Here is a 16,435-nt window from a genome sequence, read left to right on the forward strand (position 1 = left end):
CCTCAGCTATAGCGGCTTTAAAATCCATAATTACGGCATCCTGCTCATCCCGGAATCCTAAAAATCCTAGTCATACTTGCGCTGGAAAATCTCGGAAAGTATGAAAGCTTCTCTGGCCGTGTTTGGGTTGCTTAACAATTCCTGGTAGCGGTTCCTGCCCGGCCGGGATTTCTCATACGCTTTAAAACTGCTTTCCCTGCGCTGCTGCGACTGCCGCAAAGCCTGGCGCGCCTCCGCAGGTTTCTCCCACGACAGCACTTTCGCCCCTGTGTTGTCATAATCTATCACAGGTGCAGGCGATATGGTATCAAGCCCTTCCCGGGATTTTTCTTTGGTGGCTGTTACCAGCTGCTCCCCTTTTTCCTTCGCTCTTTGTGCCTTTGGCTGCAGCTCCCGCAGAATGTCTTCAAAAGATGTAGCCGGCTGCTGGGGCCGCTGCGGACGAAGCGGTTTTCCGTCTGCTGTATAGCGCTTATCTTCGGGCAAGTCAACATCATCCGGGCCTTTAAAAGCCTTGCGCCAGTTCGTGTAAATAAGGTACGCCACACCCAGCAGGATGTAGAGAATGATCTTATAGTCTTCCATAATGCATTTAGCTACCTCAAGATACGCAATTATCTGATTAAACATGCAGGCATTGTTAATCAAAGCAGCCTGGTTCGCCTTTATTTCTGCTTTACCAGCATGCTTTCACCTACTGATAAGTGTCTGAAATATAAAGGATTTATACTTCAGATAGACTGGTTTGCTACTTGTACTTTCATCAGCCTGAGAAACAAAGCCCTACCACATGGATGAAGCAAACACTATCTATACCTTTGTTCATTTTGAATTTTGTTAAACGCCGATACAATAAAAAACTGCTCCCTGTTTTCGCAAAACACGCACTCTGCTTTATGCTGCTAAACAAAATAAGCTTATTTTTGGGTTTGGATTAAAGAACTTCCGCTAACGCGAATGCAGGTATCAAGATTAGAGATTAAAGGATTTAAGAGTTTCGGCGACCGCGTGGTCATTAACTTCGACAACGGCATCACCGGCATTGTGGGGCCAAACGGCTGCGGCAAGTCCAACATTGTAGACGCCATCCGCTGGGTGCTGGGTGAGCAGAAAACACGCAACCTGCGCTCCGACAAAATGGAGAATGTAATTTTTAACGGCTCCAAAACCCGCAAGCCGGTGCAGCTGGCCGAGGTGTCACTCACTTTCGACAACAACCGCGGCGTGCTGCCAACCGAGTATTCGCAGGTAACGGTTACGCGCAAATACTACCGCAACGGCGACAGCGAATACATGCTGAATGGCGTAGTGTGCCGCCTCAAAGACATCAACGAGCTCTTCCTGGACACCGGCATCGGCTCCGACAGTTACGCCATTATCGAGCTGAAGATGGTGGACGAAATTCTCAACGACAAAGAGAACTCACGCCGCCTGCTGTTCGAGGAAGCTGCCGGCATCTCCAAATTCAAGGTGCGCAAAAAGCAGACACTGAAAAAACTGGAGGAAACGGATGCTGACCTGGAGCGCGTAGAGGATGTGCTGTTTGAGATTGGCAAGAACATGAAAACGCTGGAACGCCAGGCAAAACAGGCGATTAAGTATTTCCAGTTAAAGGATGACTATAAGAAGCACAGCCTGGAGTTTGCCCGCCGCAACATCGGGCAATACCAGCAAACGCTGGGGCGCCTGGAGCAGGATGTGCAACAGGAAAGCTTACTTAAAGAAAATTATATTGCCGCTGTAACACAGGCTGAGGATGCCATCGCCGGGCAGAAGGAAGAGCTTAACCGCACCCAGGAGCAGCTGGCCGAGATGCAGAAATCCATGCAGACGCAAACGGCACGGCTGCGCCAGCTGGAGAATGATATCAAGCTTAAATCCGAACGCAGCATGTTCCTGAAAGAACGTGTGCTGCAACTGCGCCTGCAGATAAGCCAGGACACCGCCAGCCTCGACCATACCCGTGAAAGCATTGCGGAGCTGCGCGATGAGCTGGAAACCGTGGAGGAGCAGTTTGCCGATGCCGAGGAGCAGGTGAGTGCCCTGAAAGAGCAGTTGCAGGAAGCCAATGAGCAGAAAATGACCCTGCAGGAATCCTTTCAGGAGTTGACGCAGCAGCAGAAAAGCAAGCAGAACGAAGTATACCAGCTCAACAAATCCCTGGAGATAAGCCAGGTGCAGATACAGGGTATAAACGTGGAGCTGGAACGCATGCAGCAGCAAAAGCTGACGGCCGACGAAGACGCCCTCGTTTTACACGAGCAGTTGCAGGAAGCACAACTCACACTGGAAGATAAAACCTCTGAGCTTGTCCGGTTGCAGGCCAGGGAAGAGTCGCTGCTGGAAAGTATAGAAAAAACGGAAAACGACATCGCGGAGCTGAAATTGCAGCTGGTGGATTTGAACAGGACGCTGGATGCCAGGCAGAACCAGTACAGCCTCACCAAATCTTTGCTGGAGAACATGGAAGGATTCCCGGAAGCTATCAAATTCCTTTGCCAGTCGGAGAGCTGGTCGACGCCCGCTCCGCTCCTGTCCGACATTATCGTTAGCCAGCCTGAATACAAGCCGCTTATCGAGAGTTACCTCGAGCCATACATGAACTTTTTTGTGGTGGATACCTTGCCCGATGCGCTGGAAGCGGCCAGCCTGCTGAAACAAGCAAATAAAGGCCGGGCAAACTTCATCATACTATCGGAGGTGGAGGAACTGGAACCTTCCGCTACGTTCAGCGAAGGCAAACTGGTGGCGGCTTACGAAGTGGTATCGGCGGATAAGAAGTATGGCAGCCTGCTGAAGTACATGCTCAGCAATGTATACATCAGCGACGAAACAGCAGATGACTTCTCCTCCGAAGACTACCGCACCATCATCCTGAAAGACGGTTCTGCCATTAAAAAGCCGTTGAGTTTGTCGGGGGGCTCGGTGGGTTTGTTTGACGGCAACCGGCTGGGCCGCAAGCAGAATTTGGAGCAGCTGGCGCAGGAAGTACAGGAGCTCACCAGACAGGCAGATTTGCTGCAAAGCCGCATCAACACCCAAAACCAAATCCTGCTGAACTATAGAAGTGAGTCGCAGAAAGATAGTATAAAACAGCTGGAAAAAGAGGTGGCCAGGTTGCAGCAGGAACTGCTGACTGTGCGTATCCGGCATGAGCAGCACCAGCAGAACCAGCGCAACTTCGACCAGAAGCAGGAAGAATTGCAGGAGCGCCTGTATGCGCTTCGGGAGCAAAGCCGGGAAGTATCGCCGCAGGCAGAGGCAGACCAGCAGGAGTTGCTGCGCCTGGAAGAGGAACTGGCCGTTTATACCTCGCAGCTGAACCGGCAGCAGGAACAAATTGCGGTTATCTCCGGCATGTATAACCAGGAAAACATCAAATTCCACCACCTCAAAAACCGCTTTGCCAGCCTGCAGCAGGAAATCAGCTACAAGCAGAAAACGGTAGAGACAAACCAGGAACGCATCGAAGGTTTCCGGCAGGAATTAAGCAAATCCGAGGAAGAGATAACCCAAGCCGACAATTTTATCGCTGATAATGAGGCTGTAGTGGAGACAATGGTAGAGGCGCGTCAGGCGTATGGGTATGAGCTGGAAGATATGGAGAAACTATACTTCAGCCTGCGCGGCGAACTGGACGAAAAAGACAAGACCATACGCGAGCTGCAACGCAAGCGCCAGAACGCCGACGAATTGCTGATGCGCATGCAACAGGCCAAAAATGATACACAGCTGAAACTGGTAGCTATAAAAGAGCGCCTGGCAGCAGAGTTTAATATTTCTGACGAGGATTTTGCCAGCCCTTTGCCGGAAGAGGAACTGCTGATTCCGCTCTCGGATGAAGAACTGAGCAGGCACATTGCAGAAGTAAAAGCTGTGCTGGACAAGATGGGGCCTGTAAATGCGATGGCTGCCGAAGCCTATGCCGAGATTGAGGCCCGCGACAAGTTCATCACCGAGCAGCGCAACGACCTCGTTAACGCCAAAAACATACTTATCGACACCATCAACGAGATAGACACGGTAGCAAAAGAGAAGTTTATGGATGCCTTTAACCAGATAAAACAGAACTTTATACTGGTGTTCCGCAGCCTGTTTACCGAGGAAGACAACTGCGACCTGGTTATCTCAGACCCGGCCAACCCGCTGGAATCCAAAATAGAGATCATGGCGCAACCCAAAGGCAAACGCCCGCTAACTATCAACCAGTTATCCGGCGGCGAGAAAACACTGACTGCCATTTCGCTGCTGTTCTCCATCTACCTGCTGAAGCCTGCGCCTTTCTGTATTTTTGATGAAGTGGACGCGCCGCTCGATGATGCCAACATCGACAAATTCAACACCATCATCCGCAAGTTTTCTGCTGATTCGCAATTTATCGTGGTAACGCACAACAAGCGCACGATGGCTTCTACGGATGTGATGTATGGCATCACGATGATTGAAGCGGGGATTTCTAGGGTGATACCGGTAGATCTGCGGCAGATAGCGTAGCAAATGTGCTAATTGCCTGATGTGCTAATAAAGAAAATACTACAATCTCACCTAATCCCTCTCCTTTTATCAAGGGGCCTTCTCTGAAACAGGAGAGGGAGCTTATAATCAGTATAGCATTATACCAGTATCTGGCGCGGGTATTAACCAGTGTGGTCTTTCTATGATGTTAAGTCTCCGACTTAACGCGCCTGCAAGGCGCAAGGGCTACAATTTGAAAGACGCACAGGAAATATCAACCAATTGCCTGCTGCACTTTTTTGGGCAGCTTGGATTTGACGATTTCGTAAGACTGCTTTACATAATATTCCCACTGCTCATCCGTAAAGCGGCTCCAGGCCTGCACCTGCACCCACTTGTTGCGGGCCATATAGGGTGCTGGAATAATGTTGGCGGAACTAGCCAGCTCTTCAAACTCCTCCGCTTTCACCTTAAATGATACCGTATGAGGCGCCTCCGTGCTGGTAATACAAAACATTTTGCTGTCCACCGAAAAGCACAGGTCGGCACCCCACTTTATGTCTTCGGTTACGCCGGGAAGGCTAAGGCAAAAATCACGAAGTGCTTCGATGTGCATGGTTATAAATATTGGATTAAGGCTGATGGCTGCTTATTTGTGCTATCTTACACCCTGATCAGGGTACTTACCGGTTTTTGTGCGGTAAAAGCTTTTGATTTCTTCTATATCTGCTTCTATGTCGCTGGAAGGTATAAGCGTGGGGCCGATACCCGCCTCTTTTTTTCTATAATCGAGATATCCCAGCACAATGGGTACCCCTGCTTCCAGGGCCACATGGTAAAAACCCCGGCGCCAGCGTGGCTGGTATTTCCTGGTGCCTTCCGGTGTTACCATCACACACATATCGCCAGGTGTCTGTTTAATAATCTTCACCATGGCATCCACCATCTTCGTATTCTTTGAGCGGTCAACGGGCAGGGCCCCCATCCTGCGGAGCAGCCCGCCGAAGGGAAAGCGCATAAATTCTTTTTTGATGGTAAAGCGTATGGGTGCATCCATCAGGTAAAAGGCTGCGCGCGCATACACAAAATCCCAGTTGCTGGTATGCGGTGCAGCAATCATGACGCAGCGCCGGTTCTGCGCCGTCAGTTCTCCTTTTAAGGTCCAGCCGGTAACTTTAAATAAGAGCCTGGAAAGAAATTTTGCAAACATAAATTTATGTAAAGAGACAGAACTAACCTTTATATTGGATAAAGCTATACTTATATCTCGCTGGTGCGGGCTGCTTACTTCTTTTTGCAGATGTTGGTACGAGCTGCAAGCTCGCACCAGCGGGAGTAAATTACATTTATGATCCGGTACTGTACAACAGCCTGTAATGCCGGGCCTGCTTACTTCTCTTTTATACTGATTTCGTCGCCAGATTTATCATCAGTACCTCCATTCTTTTCGAGCAACTGCCGGATGTACTTTTCCATCTGCATAGTATAGCGGTAGCCAATCTCAAATATTTCATCTGCCTTCCGGAAATTTACAAGCCTGTAATATCGCAGTTCCTGCGGCTCCAGCAGCAGGTCGCATAAATGTACCCGCATTTTTACATTATTGTTTATTGCCAGCATTACGGTGCGTTCCAGCATCCCCCGGAAAGAAGTAACGTTTGCCTGGTGATTAATCGGGTTTACGTGCACGCCTATTTTTATATCGCAATTGTTATGCAGCGAATCCACCGGAAGGTTGTTGAGCAATCCGCCATCGTTCAGGAGCTTGCCCTCAAACAAAACAGGCTGGTACAGGATGGGAACTGCAGAGGAGGCTATCAGGGGCTTAATAAGCTCGCCTGAAGAAAAATAGGCCGTTACACCTTCATTCATTTCCGTAGCACTGATGATAACGGGCAGCTTTAAATCCTCAAAAGTAGCATTATCTCCCAGGTGCTGCCTATAAAGCTTCTCCACCTCCTCCAGGTGCATCAGACCAATTTTACCGAAAACAGGCCTTACAATCTTGAAGATGCTTAGCTCTTTGATCAGCTTTAGGATGTCGTCGGGTTTATAACCGGCCGCATAAAAAACCCCAGCAATAGCGCCCGAGCTGACACCGGCTATCATACTGATTTTAACGTCCAGCTCGTCGAGCGCTTTTAGCACACCTAAATGTGCAATGCCTCTGGCTCCCCCGCCAGACAGGGCTAATCCTATACGCATAAATTATACTTCGCTTAACCGAAACGTACTGCCAAGCCGTATGCCTTTGTCGGTATGCTGCACCGTGCAGCACTCGTTTACGGCATCATGCTCCAGAAAAAGGACATACTGCGCATCGGCGGCTTTGGGCAGAAAGGCAGCTTTCTCTTCCAGTGTTAACAACGGCCTGGTATCATAACCCATTACGTAAGGCAGCGGGATATGCCCCACTGAAGGCAGCAAATCAGCCATAAAAGCAACCGTTTTCCCTTTATAAGGTATCAGGGGCACCATCATTTTATCGGTATGCCCACTGGCATAAAAGATATCGAACTGCGAAAAGGGAGAAGGCGCTCCCGGATCGACGAACTGCAGGTGGCCGCTCTCCTGCACCGGCAGGATATTCTCTTTCAGGAAAGAAGCTTTCTCACGGGCATTTGGTTTGGTGGCCCATTCCCAATGTTCGGCATTCGACCAGTACGTAGCATTCGGAAAAACCAGCTCCAGGGCACCTTCCTGATTTTTATACTTTACACCGCCGCCACAATGGTCAAAGTGCAGGTGTGTCAGGAAAACATCGGTAACATCCTCCGGCGCAAAGCCCGCTTTATGCAAGGATTTCTGAAGAGTGGCATCGCCGTGCAGGAAATAATGGCTGAAGAATTTTGCATCCTGCTTGTCGCCAATGCCATTATCAATTAAAATCAGCCTGTTGCCGTCTTCAATCAGCAGGCAACGCATGGCCCAGGTGCACAGGTTGTTTTCATCGGCCGGATTGGTACGCTGCCAAAGCGATTTGGGCACCACGCCAAACATGGCGCCGCCATCCAGCTTAAAAAAGCCTGTATCAATCACATGAAGTTTCATGGTGCGCTGTGCTTTATAAACTATTATGCGGGCTGCAGTTCTTAATTTTAAACGCTGCCTTTCTAACTCTCTAATTCTTTAACTTTCTAACTTTCCAGCACCACGCCCATATTCGAGAACTTATCGATGCGCTGCATGATGCGCTCCCGGGCATCTACTGATTCCAGCTCGTCCAGCAGTTTTATGATTTTCTTTTTGAGAGAATGCATCATTTTTTCCGGCTCTGTATGCGCGCCTCCCAGTGGCTCTTTGATGATGCCGTCTATAAGCTGCTGCTGCAACATGTCTCTGGCTGTGAGTTTCAGGGCTTCGGCAGCCTGTTCTTTATAGTTCCAGCTGCGCCATAGTATGGAAGAGCAGGACTCCGGTGAAATAACAGAGTACCAGGTATTTTCCAGCATCATCACCCTGTCGCCGATGGCAATGCCCAGGGCACCGCCGGAAGCGCCTTCGCCAATAATAATGCAGATTACGGGCACTTTGAGCATAAACATTTCTTTCAGGTTACGGGCAATGGCCTCCCCCTGCCCGCGCTCTTCCGCCTCCAGCCCCGGAAAAGCACCTGGCGTGTCAATCAGCGTAACAATGGGTTTGTTAAACTTTTCGGCCATTTTCATCAGGCGCAGCGCTTTGCGGTATCCTTCGGGGTTGGCCATGCCAAAATTGCGCATCTGCCGCTGCTTGGTATTGCGCCCCTTCTGCTGGCCAATAAACATAATGCTGCGGCCATCTACTTCGCCAAAGCCGCCAACCATGGCATTGTCGTCGCCCACAGTGCGGTCGCCATGCAGCTCTATAAATTTATCAGTGATGCCGTGGATGTAATCTAAAGTATAAGGCCGCTCCGGGTGGCGCGACAGCTGCACGCGCTGCCAACGGGTCAGGTTCGCGTACGTTTCCTTTTTCAGGTTCTTAATCTTCTCTTCCAGGGCCTTTACGGCCTCAGACACATCTACCTGGCTATCGGTAGCCAGTTGTTTCATATCCTGCAGTTTGCCCTCCAGGGCAGCAATGGGCTGTTCGAAATCTAAAAGCATATGTCTCTCGCTAGTTTCAGCTACAAATTTAACAGTTTCCTGAAATGCAGGCCGATAAGATTTAAATTTATCACTCCCTCAAAAATATATTTCGTGTGTATGAAGCATTTATGGTTAATGAGATAAAATATAGTCTCAAAAAGATGCTTGGGGCTTGCAGAATTAAAATCAAGCACATACCTTTGCATCACTTTAACAGGCAGTGTTGAAGAAATTAAAGATGGTCTGGTAGTTCAGTTGGTTAGAATGCCGCCCTGTCACGGCGGAGGTCGCGAGTTCGAGTCTCGTCCAGACCGCAGTTAAATTCTGCGGATACGCAGGCAAAGCAAAAGGCTTTGCACCAGTAAAATATTGGTCCGGTAGTTCAGTTGGTTAGAATGCCGCCCTGTCACGGCGGAGGTCGCGGGTTCGAGTCCCGTCCGGACCGCAAAAAAGCCCCTTAGTGTAATACTAAGGGGCTTTTTTATTTTCTATTATAAGCGTGCGAACCTGTACAAAGGGAAGCTTCCCTCCGCCTGAAGCATTTCCCGGCATTATCTTTCAAATTCTTCCTCCTGCTCCTGCTGAGATTCCTTAATCGAAGTTTTGACATTAAAACTTTAAGACCTATATTTCATGCTAGATTCGATACTATCACTCTAACTTTATAAACCTATACAAGCATGATGCCTAAACACAAGCGTCCTTTTTTAATTAGTGCCTTTTGCCTGGCACTGATAAGTTTATTGTCTGTTTCACGGGCATTCAGTATGGCTCCCACACCCGAGTTGTATGAACTTAAAATTTACCATATCAACAATGCGGAGCAGGAAGCACGCATAGATAAGTTTCTGCAAAACGCCTATATTCCTGCCCTCCATCGCGCAGGCATAAAACATGTGGGCGTATTTAAGCCTATAGAGAGTGATACTTTAGCCGGAAAAAGAATCTACGTCTATGTACCTTTTAGCTCATCCGCACAATTTTTCGCGCTGCCGCAGGTCCTGCAGAAAGACAAAAAATATGCCGCTGCCGGCAGTGACTATTTAGATGCCTCTTATGACAACCCGCCCTATTCCAGGTACGAAACAGTCCTGCTGGAAGCTTTCCCGGACATGCCGCACCACCAGATCCCTGACCTGAAAACGCCTCCCAGCGAAAGAATATACGAACTGCGCAGCTACGAAGGCCCAACAGAAAAACTCTACCAGAATAAAGTGCAGATGTTTAACCAGGGCGGCGAAGTAGGCCTGTTCAAGCGTCTTGGATTTAACGCTGTCTTTTATTCAAAGGTATTGGCCGGCAACCACATGCCTAACCTGATGTATATGACAACTTTTGCAGACATGGCCTCTCATGATGCACACTGGAAAGCGTTTGTCGATGATCCGGAATGGAAAAAGCTCAGCGCCATGAAAGAATACCAGCACAATGTTTCTCACTCAGATATCTTGCTCCTTCACCCGACCAGCTATTCTGACATATAGCAGAACCATTACTGAAAAAAAGAAAGATGCCTGATTCACTTAAACGGATCAGGCATTTTTTATACCTGCGTTTCCTCCCGGAGCACTCGAATCAGCAGGTCTATGTCTACAACATAGTATAAGTTAAAGTACTTCATACCTGGATGAAATGCCTCACAACATGCATGCTGTTATTTGTTGTTCGCGTAGTATGGAGCGTCATCTTCAATTTTATAGTTCAAACAAAAAGCCTGAAGATTGCTCTTCAGGCTTCCGGAGTTAAAGCTTTATACTTTATTTATTCCTATACTATAATCAGGTTACAACCTGGCATCTACCAGGCTTCTGTCCAGGCAGGCTTTGGTGTCGAAAATAACGGCGTTGTTGCGCTTATACTTCTGATAATCGAAGCTCAGGAACTCGTTGTGCGCTACCGCTACTACAATAGCATCATACACCACGTTTTCGTCCAGCTTGTTCAGAATATGCATGTTGTATTCATGCGCTACTTCCGCAGCATCTGCCCAGGGATCATAAATATCTACCTGCAGGCCAAACTGCTCCAGCTCATGGTAAATATCTACTACACGGGTATTGCGCACATCGGGGCAGTTCTCTTTAAACGTAAAGCCCATAATCAGTGCCTTGGAGCCTTTTATTTTATGGTCCTTGTTTATCATCAGCTTTACCACCTTGTCGGCCACAAACTGGCCCATGTTGTCGTTTACCCGGCGGCCCGATAAAATAACTTCCGGATGGTAGCCCAGTGATTCGGCTTTATGCGCCAGGTAATAAGGATCCACACCAATGCAGTGGCCGCCTACCAGACCCGGCTTATACTTCAGGAAGTTCCATTTGGTGCCTGCCGCCTCAATTACATCGTTGGTGTCAATGCCGATTTTATCAAAAATAAGAGCCAGTTCGTTTACGAACGAGATGTTCACGTCGCGCTGGGCATTTTCGATAGCTTTGGAAGCCTCGGCCACTTTAATGCTCGGGGCTTTGTGCGTGCCGGCATCAATGATAGAACGGTATAGATCGTCCACCCTGGAGGCAATCTCAGCAGTTGAGCCGCTAGTTACTTTCTTAATTTTTGTCAGCGTGTTGATTTTATCGCCTGGGTTGATGCGTTCAGGCGAGTAACCCGCAAAAAAGTCTTTGTTGAATTTCAATCCTGATACTTTTTCAAGTACAGGCACACAATCCTCCTCAGTGCAACCTGGGTAAACGGTAGACTCGTAAATCACCACATCACCGGTTTTCAGCACCGAGCCCAGCATTTGGGAAGCCTTGATTAAAGGTGTCAGGTCAGGCGCTTTGAACTGATCGATAGGTGTTGGCACCGTCACGATAAAAGTGTTGTAGTTCCGCAGGTCTTCTTTGTCAGAAGAAAAGTGAAGGCCTTTTTTCTTCTTATCTTTTTTGAGGCCGATCACGTGCGTCAGATCAGCAATGTTGGCTTCCTGCGTGCGGTCTTTGCCTTCGCTCAGTTCCTGCACACGATCCACATTGATGTCAAAACCCAGGACATCATACTTTTTACCAAACTCGATGGCCAGCGGGAGCCCCACATAGCCCAGCCCAATAATGGCAATTCTGGCATTATCCACGATGCCGTTGTTTCCGTTGTTATTCATTGTTTTGGTTGATGACAAAATACGTTTTCAGACCAAAGGCTGGCAAATACGGCTGTTTTGTCTTCTGGTTAAATTAATTTTAAATTTTATAAAAACTGCACCAGCTTCCGCAGGGGCTTCAGGTATCTTGTATAAAATCCCGGTTTCAGGCCATTTACCTGCCAGGCTGCATAATCTTCCCGGTTCGCCCGGATCCGGTTCCGGAGTGTTACATTGCTCTTGCCGCCTACACGCATTTTTACCAGCGTTTCCGGGATGTAAGCGGTGCTGACACCATGCTTGTAAAGAAAGCGGAGCATCAGCTCATAATCTGCTGCACTCCTGAAATGTGTGTTGTACAGCCCGTAGCGATCATAGCAGGATTTCTTCACATAAAATGTAGGATGTGGCGGCATCCAGCCATACATAAAGTTTTCGCGCTTATAGCTGCCCGACACCCATTTTCTGACCACTTTCCCGGTATCCTCTTTCTCCACATACAACAAGTTTCCGTAAACGCTGTCTGTCTGATAGGCTTCAAAAGCGGCCGCGACACATGCTACGGCATTTTCATTATAAAAGATGTCATCAGAATGCAATAATCCGATTATATCGCCTGTTGCCAGCTGTATGCCCTTGTTGATGGCATCATACAGCCCCTGATCTTTTTCGGAAATAAATTTCGTAATCCGGTCGCCATATTTTTTCACCACCTCCACGGTTCCGTCTGTCGACAGCCCATCCACCACTATATACTCTATGTCCGGATACGTCTGGCTTAATACCGATTCAATGGCATCCGCAATCGTTTCGCGGTTATTGTAAACAATGGTAATAATGGATATTTTCACTTACTTAATGAATGTGCTGAATGACCTAAGGTATTGGCAACGGCAAATTTACGGTTTCTGATCGTGATTTCGCGTGATATTCTAAAATCTTTATTAAACTATATTATAATTTTATTTGATCTGTAAAAAGAAAGCCAAAGTTCCATCTCCCGCGCGCATACCAGCCCACTTTCTGACACAAGTATAGCGTATCCCGCATAATTTGTATATTAACGCAAGACTGGAAACTCATCCAAACAAAAGGCAGCCATACGCCGCTACAGCTAAAATCCGATACTCATAACTCTTAACTTATAACCCGCTTCCGTTTTGCCGTGGCCGGGTTGCCCTGGTAAACAGTATAAGGCGCCAGATCACTTGTTGCCACAGAGCCGGCAGCCAGTACGCTATGGGTGCCGCAACTGACGCCCGGACAAACAATGGCTTTTGCTCCTATCCAGGCGCCTTCCGCAATCCTGATTTCTCCTACCACCAGATCAAAACTCGTCTTTTTATAATCATGGCTGCCAGTCAGCAGCATCGCGCCCTGCGATAGCGTTACATGCGCTCCTATACTTACCAAAACCAGGTTATCTATCCAGACGTTCTCTCCTATCCAGCAATGGCTGCCCAGTTGCAGCAGCCAGGGGTACTTGATGTTGACACCAGGCTTGACGATCACGCCTGCTCCTACCTGCGCCCCGAATAACTTCAGTAGCCATACTTTAAAAGTACTGAAAGGGTTTAGCGGATTCAGAAAAAAAAGTACATTGATGAAATACCAGAGCATCCGCCTGATAGCGCTGCCACCAGGCTGATACCAGCTATTGTTATAACTGTTCAGATTTACTTTGTTTTGATCTTCTGAATTTAAAGACATTTAATATGTTTTTCTTCTTCCAAAGACCCGGCAGGTTTTAAAAACCTACCCGGTCTGCAGTCAGTATGCGGCTTATACTTTAAAAAGCTGCCTGTTCTGCTGTATAATCTCCGCCGTTATCACCTTTTCTCTTAAGTATAGCTGCGTCTGCCGGCACATGTGCTGGTATTCCTCATCCCCCATTTGCACGCAGTGCGCCAGCACTTCCCTGAATTTTGCTCCGTCCTGCAGCGGAATGTCCCAGCCTGCCTGCGCCGCCTCCAGTCCGCGCCAGGGCGTCTTGTCGCTCAGAATTACGGGCAAGCCGGCGGTAAGGCTCTCTAAAATAATGTGGCCAAAGTTTTCGCCCCTCGTTGGCAGGAACAAGGCATGGTACTGCAGCAACGTTTCCGGCACCGTACTACTGTGTACGCTTCCCTTGTAGCTAACCCGGATATTGTCCGGCAGCAACTTTATCCGCTCCAGGCATTCTTTCCAGTAAGCGGCATCGTTAACCGGGCCATAGATGTCGAAATCAATTTCTCCCCCATCTGCCAAATCCTTTAAAATCTCCAGCGCATACCGGGTATTTTTTTCCGGTGATATGCGGGCAATGCTGACTAGTTTCAGTTTACCGGTTTCTTTTGGTATGGCTGCAGCTGCTTCGTGCCCGTTCAAAACTTTGGGCAAATTAGCTGCCACTGCAATTTTAACCTGCTTTCCCAGCACATCCTCGATATGCGCCTGCTCCACCACATTGGTAGCATGGAAAGTTGTATTGGCGTAAAGCTTTAGGCGCTTTGCCACATAAAAGAAAGCCCGCTTTTTCCCGGGCTTTACCCCTACGGCACCAGGGGCAAACATGCCCCTGGCTGCCACCACCACAGGCACGTGCAGGTGCCTCCTGGCAATTAATAAAGGGAATAAAGAGAAGTACTTTGAGAAAATACCGTTTATATAAAGGGCATCAACAGGCAGCTTTCCCATCACTGCCTTCAGTGAAGTATAGCTCAACTTATCAGCTGAAAAATAATAAACCTGCACGCCTGCTTCCAGCAGATACCACGTGTTGGCAGGAATACCCGGATAAGGTTCTTCGGAAGTATAATCCGTGTTGCGCGTTACCACATAAAAGTCGAACTCGTCTTTCAGGTGCGCTATCAGGTTGGCGCAGGACTGAATTGGCCCTCCCGCTTTGTAGCCCGGCAAAAACCAGTCAATGGTAATCAGGATACGTTTTTTATACTTCGATTCCATTTTCCTGCATCCAGTTTTCCAATACCACCAGCGCCCATACCCGCGACCAGGTAACGGCAGCATCCCCATTAAGGAAACGCTGCCACAACTGCTGCAGCGCTGTGGCCTGCAACAGACCGCGCCTGCCCAGGCTTTGTATCTTTTCGTCGGCAAAGGTATACAGCTCCTGCTTCAGCCAGTGTTGCCAGGGCAGCACAAAGCCCATCTTCGGCCTGTTGATGATCTCCATCGGCAACAAATCTCCCAACGCCTCCGTCAGCAATTTCTTAGGAGATACAGGATATTTATACTTGTCCGGCACGCCCAGCACATATTCCACCAGCTCATAATCCAGGAACGGCACGCGCACTTCCAGGGCATGGGCCATACTCATCTGGTCGGTATCGCGCAGCAGCGTGTTTTGCATGTAGGTGCTTATTTCGGCCACCGACACCTGGCTCAGGAGCGGCAACCTGTCCTGCTGCTGTTCCTGCACCTGCTGGCTGGCCGCTACTATCTGCTGCACCCGGTTACTTTCGAGCACTTCACGGCCTGTGAGTTGCCGCAGGTACGCATCGGGGAGCACCTGGCGCGTAATTGGGTAGGACTGATCCAGCTTCCAGGAAGGCAGGCTTAACAACTCGTTTATTTTATCCGAGGAGACAGACGGCCTCAGCGCGGCCAGCGAGCGGCCGGCCATGCGCCGCATCCCCAGCGGCAAAGCGGCTAACCATTGGTAGCGGTGCAGGGTGGCCATGCGCTTAAACACATCATAGCCGCCGAACAGCTCATCACCGCCCAGCCCGGAAAGCGCCATCGTGATGCCGGCTTCCCTGGTTACCTTCGAAACCACATACGTATTCGGGCCGTCGCCGCTCGGGTGGTCCATGGCCTGCAGCGCAGCCGGTATCAGTTCCAGGAAGTCGTTGGGCGACAGCTTTATCTCGGTATGGTCGGTGTCAAATTTTTTGGCAATGGCGGCGGCATACTTTGCTTCGCTGAACGCTTCTTCGGCAAACGTGACCGCAAAGGTTTTTACACGCTGCGAGGCTACCCGGCTCATCAGCCCTACAATGGCGCTGGAGTCGATGCCGCCCGACAGGAAAGCGCCGAAGGGCACATCCGCTACCAGCCGCCGCGCAACTGCCTGCTGCAGCAAATTATGTATATCCTTTTTTACTTCCGGGTAAGATTTACCGGCAGCTTCGTAGCTGGCATTCTTTTCCGGCGACCAGTAAGCCGTTATTTCCACCTGTTTATCCCGGACATGGATGCAGCGGCCGGGCAACAGCATCTGCACGCCCTGCACCATCGTATCGGGGGCATGCACTGTCTGGTAACGCACATAATCTGCAAAAGCCGCTGTGTTGAGCTTGCGGGGCACCAGGCCGCCGGCCAGCAAAGCCCGCACCTCCGAAGCAAACAGCAACACATCACCCTTCTGGTAAAAGTATAAAGGCTTAATGCCCAGCCGGTCGCGGAAAATGAAGGTTTCCTGCCTGGCCCTATCCCAAATAGCGAAGGCAAACATGCCATTGAAGCGGTGTACGCAGTCGCGGCCCCATTGCTGCCAGGCGGCCAGGATGACTTCCGTATCGGTTTGCGTCCGGAAAGGATATTCCGGGAGCTGCTGTTTCAGTTCGCGGTAATTGTATATTTCACCGTTGAAGATCAGCACCAGGTTACCGTCGGCGCTCACCATCGGCTGGTGCCCGGCACCGGACAAATCGATGATGGAGAGCCGCCGCTGGCCAAAAGCCACCCCGGGTTCTACCAGGGTGCCGCAGTCGTCCGGTCCCCGGTGGGCAATGGCCCCGTTCATGGCGTCCAAAATCCGCCCGGCTTCCGCTGTTGCTGCTATTCCAAGAATGCCACTAATGCCGCACATTGTTTTGTTTTATACTGT

13 protein-coding genes and 2 tRNA genes are annotated in these 16,435 nt (G+C 49.4%); 4 read left to right on the forward strand and 11 right to left on the reverse strand.

Features of this window, described 5'->3' with window-relative positions:
- Positions 1-66: 66 nt before the first annotated feature.
- Positions 67-585, reverse strand: coding sequence for a hypothetical protein (locus I2I11_RS10975; protein WP_196267746.1), 519 nt, complete (start codon positions 583-585; stop codon positions 67-69).
- A 372-nt stretch (positions 586-957) separates the two neighbouring features.
- Between I2I11_RS10975 and smc the strand changes: the two genes are divergently transcribed.
- Positions 958-4,494, forward strand: a complete 3,537-nt coding sequence (gene smc, locus I2I11_RS10980; protein ID WP_196267747.1) for a chromosome segregation protein SMC — start codon at positions 958-960, stop codon at positions 4,492-4,494.
- 235 nt (positions 4,495-4,729) lie between these two features.
- On the opposite strand, the gene I2I11_RS10985 is transcribed toward smc, so the two are convergent.
- The 5 genes from I2I11_RS10985 to I2I11_RS11005 form a co-directional block, all read right to left on the reverse strand.
- On the reverse strand, positions 4,730-5,071 hold the full coding sequence (locus I2I11_RS10985; protein ID WP_196267748.1) for an MmcQ/YjbR family DNA-binding protein: 342 nt from the start codon (positions 5,069-5,071) through the stop codon (positions 4,730-4,732).
- Positions 5,072-5,113: 42 nt separating this feature from the next.
- Positions 5,114-5,665 carry a 1-acyl-sn-glycerol-3-phosphate acyltransferase gene (locus tag I2I11_RS10990; RefSeq protein WP_196267749.1) on the reverse strand — a complete coding sequence of 184 codons (552 nt, stop codon included), beginning with the start codon at positions 5,663-5,665 and terminating at the stop codon, positions 5,114-5,116.
- A 179-nt stretch (positions 5,666-5,844) separates the two neighbouring features.
- Positions 5,845-6,660, reverse strand: a complete 816-nt coding sequence (locus I2I11_RS10995) for a patatin-like phospholipase family protein (RefSeq protein WP_196267750.1) — start codon at positions 6,658-6,660, stop codon at positions 5,845-5,847.
- Between the two features lie 3 nt (positions 6,661-6,663).
- Positions 6,664-7,506: an MBL fold metallo-hydrolase gene (locus I2I11_RS11000; RefSeq protein ID WP_196267751.1), complete on the reverse strand. Its 843-nt coding sequence runs from the start codon at positions 7,504-7,506 to the stop codon at positions 6,664-6,666.
- Positions 7,507-7,592: 86 nt separating this feature from the next.
- On the reverse strand, positions 7,593-8,543 hold the full coding sequence (locus I2I11_RS11005) for an acetyl-CoA carboxylase carboxyltransferase subunit alpha (protein WP_196267752.1): 951 nt from the start codon (positions 8,541-8,543) through the stop codon (positions 7,593-7,595).
- A 222-nt stretch (positions 8,544-8,765) separates the two neighbouring features.
- On the opposite strand from I2I11_RS11005, the gene I2I11_RS11010 reads away from it, so the two are divergent.
- The 3 genes from I2I11_RS11010 (at position 8,766) to I2I11_RS11020 (ending at position 10,009) form a co-directional block, all read left to right on the forward strand.
- Positions 8,766-8,839: transfer RNA gene (locus tag I2I11_RS11010), tRNA-Asp, on the forward strand.
- Positions 8,840-8,896: 57 nt separating this feature from the next.
- Positions 8,897-8,970, forward strand: a tRNA-Asp gene (locus tag I2I11_RS11015).
- Positions 8,971-9,292: 322 nt separating this feature from the next.
- Positions 9,293-10,009: an NIPSNAP family protein gene (locus I2I11_RS11020; RefSeq protein WP_230680072.1), complete on the forward strand. Its 717-nt coding sequence runs from the start codon at positions 9,293-9,295 to the stop codon at positions 10,007-10,009.
- 299 nt (positions 10,010-10,308) lie between these two features.
- On the opposite strand, the gene I2I11_RS11025 is transcribed toward I2I11_RS11020, so the two are convergent.
- The 5 genes from I2I11_RS11025 to asnB all read right to left on the reverse strand — a co-directional run bounded on the left by I2I11_RS11025 (position 10,309) and on the right by asnB (position 16,417).
- Positions 10,309-11,625, reverse strand: coding sequence for a nucleotide sugar dehydrogenase (locus I2I11_RS11025; RefSeq protein WP_196267753.1), 1,317 nt, complete (start codon positions 11,623-11,625; stop codon positions 10,309-10,311).
- An 86-nt stretch (positions 11,626-11,711) separates the two neighbouring features.
- Positions 11,712-12,455, reverse strand: coding sequence for a glycosyltransferase family 2 protein (locus I2I11_RS11030; protein WP_196267754.1), 744 nt, complete (start codon positions 12,453-12,455; stop codon positions 11,712-11,714).
- 286 nt (positions 12,456-12,741) lie between these two features.
- On the reverse strand, positions 12,742-13,314 hold the full coding sequence (locus I2I11_RS11035) for a WcaF family extracellular polysaccharide biosynthesis acetyltransferase (RefSeq protein WP_196267755.1): 573 nt from the start codon (positions 13,312-13,314) through the stop codon (positions 12,742-12,744).
- Positions 13,315-13,386: 72 nt separating this feature from the next.
- Positions 13,387-14,550, reverse strand: coding sequence for a glycosyltransferase family 4 protein (locus tag I2I11_RS11040; protein WP_196267756.1), 1,164 nt, complete (start codon positions 14,548-14,550; stop codon positions 13,387-13,389).
- Positions 14,534-16,417 (reverse strand): asparagine synthase (glutamine-hydrolyzing), encoded by a 1,884-nt coding sequence (asnB, locus tag I2I11_RS11045; RefSeq protein ID WP_196267757.1) that lies wholly within the window; start codon positions 16,415-16,417, stop codon positions 14,534-14,536. Before asnB ends, I2I11_RS11040 begins: the two co-directional genes overlap by 17 nt.
- Between the last annotated feature and the right edge of the window lie 18 nt (positions 16,418-16,435).

Origin of the sequence: Pontibacter rufus (assembly GCF_015694705.1) — a bacterium.
Taxonomy (GTDB): Bacteria; Bacteroidota; Bacteroidia; order Cytophagales; family Hymenobacteraceae; genus Pontibacter; species Pontibacter rufus.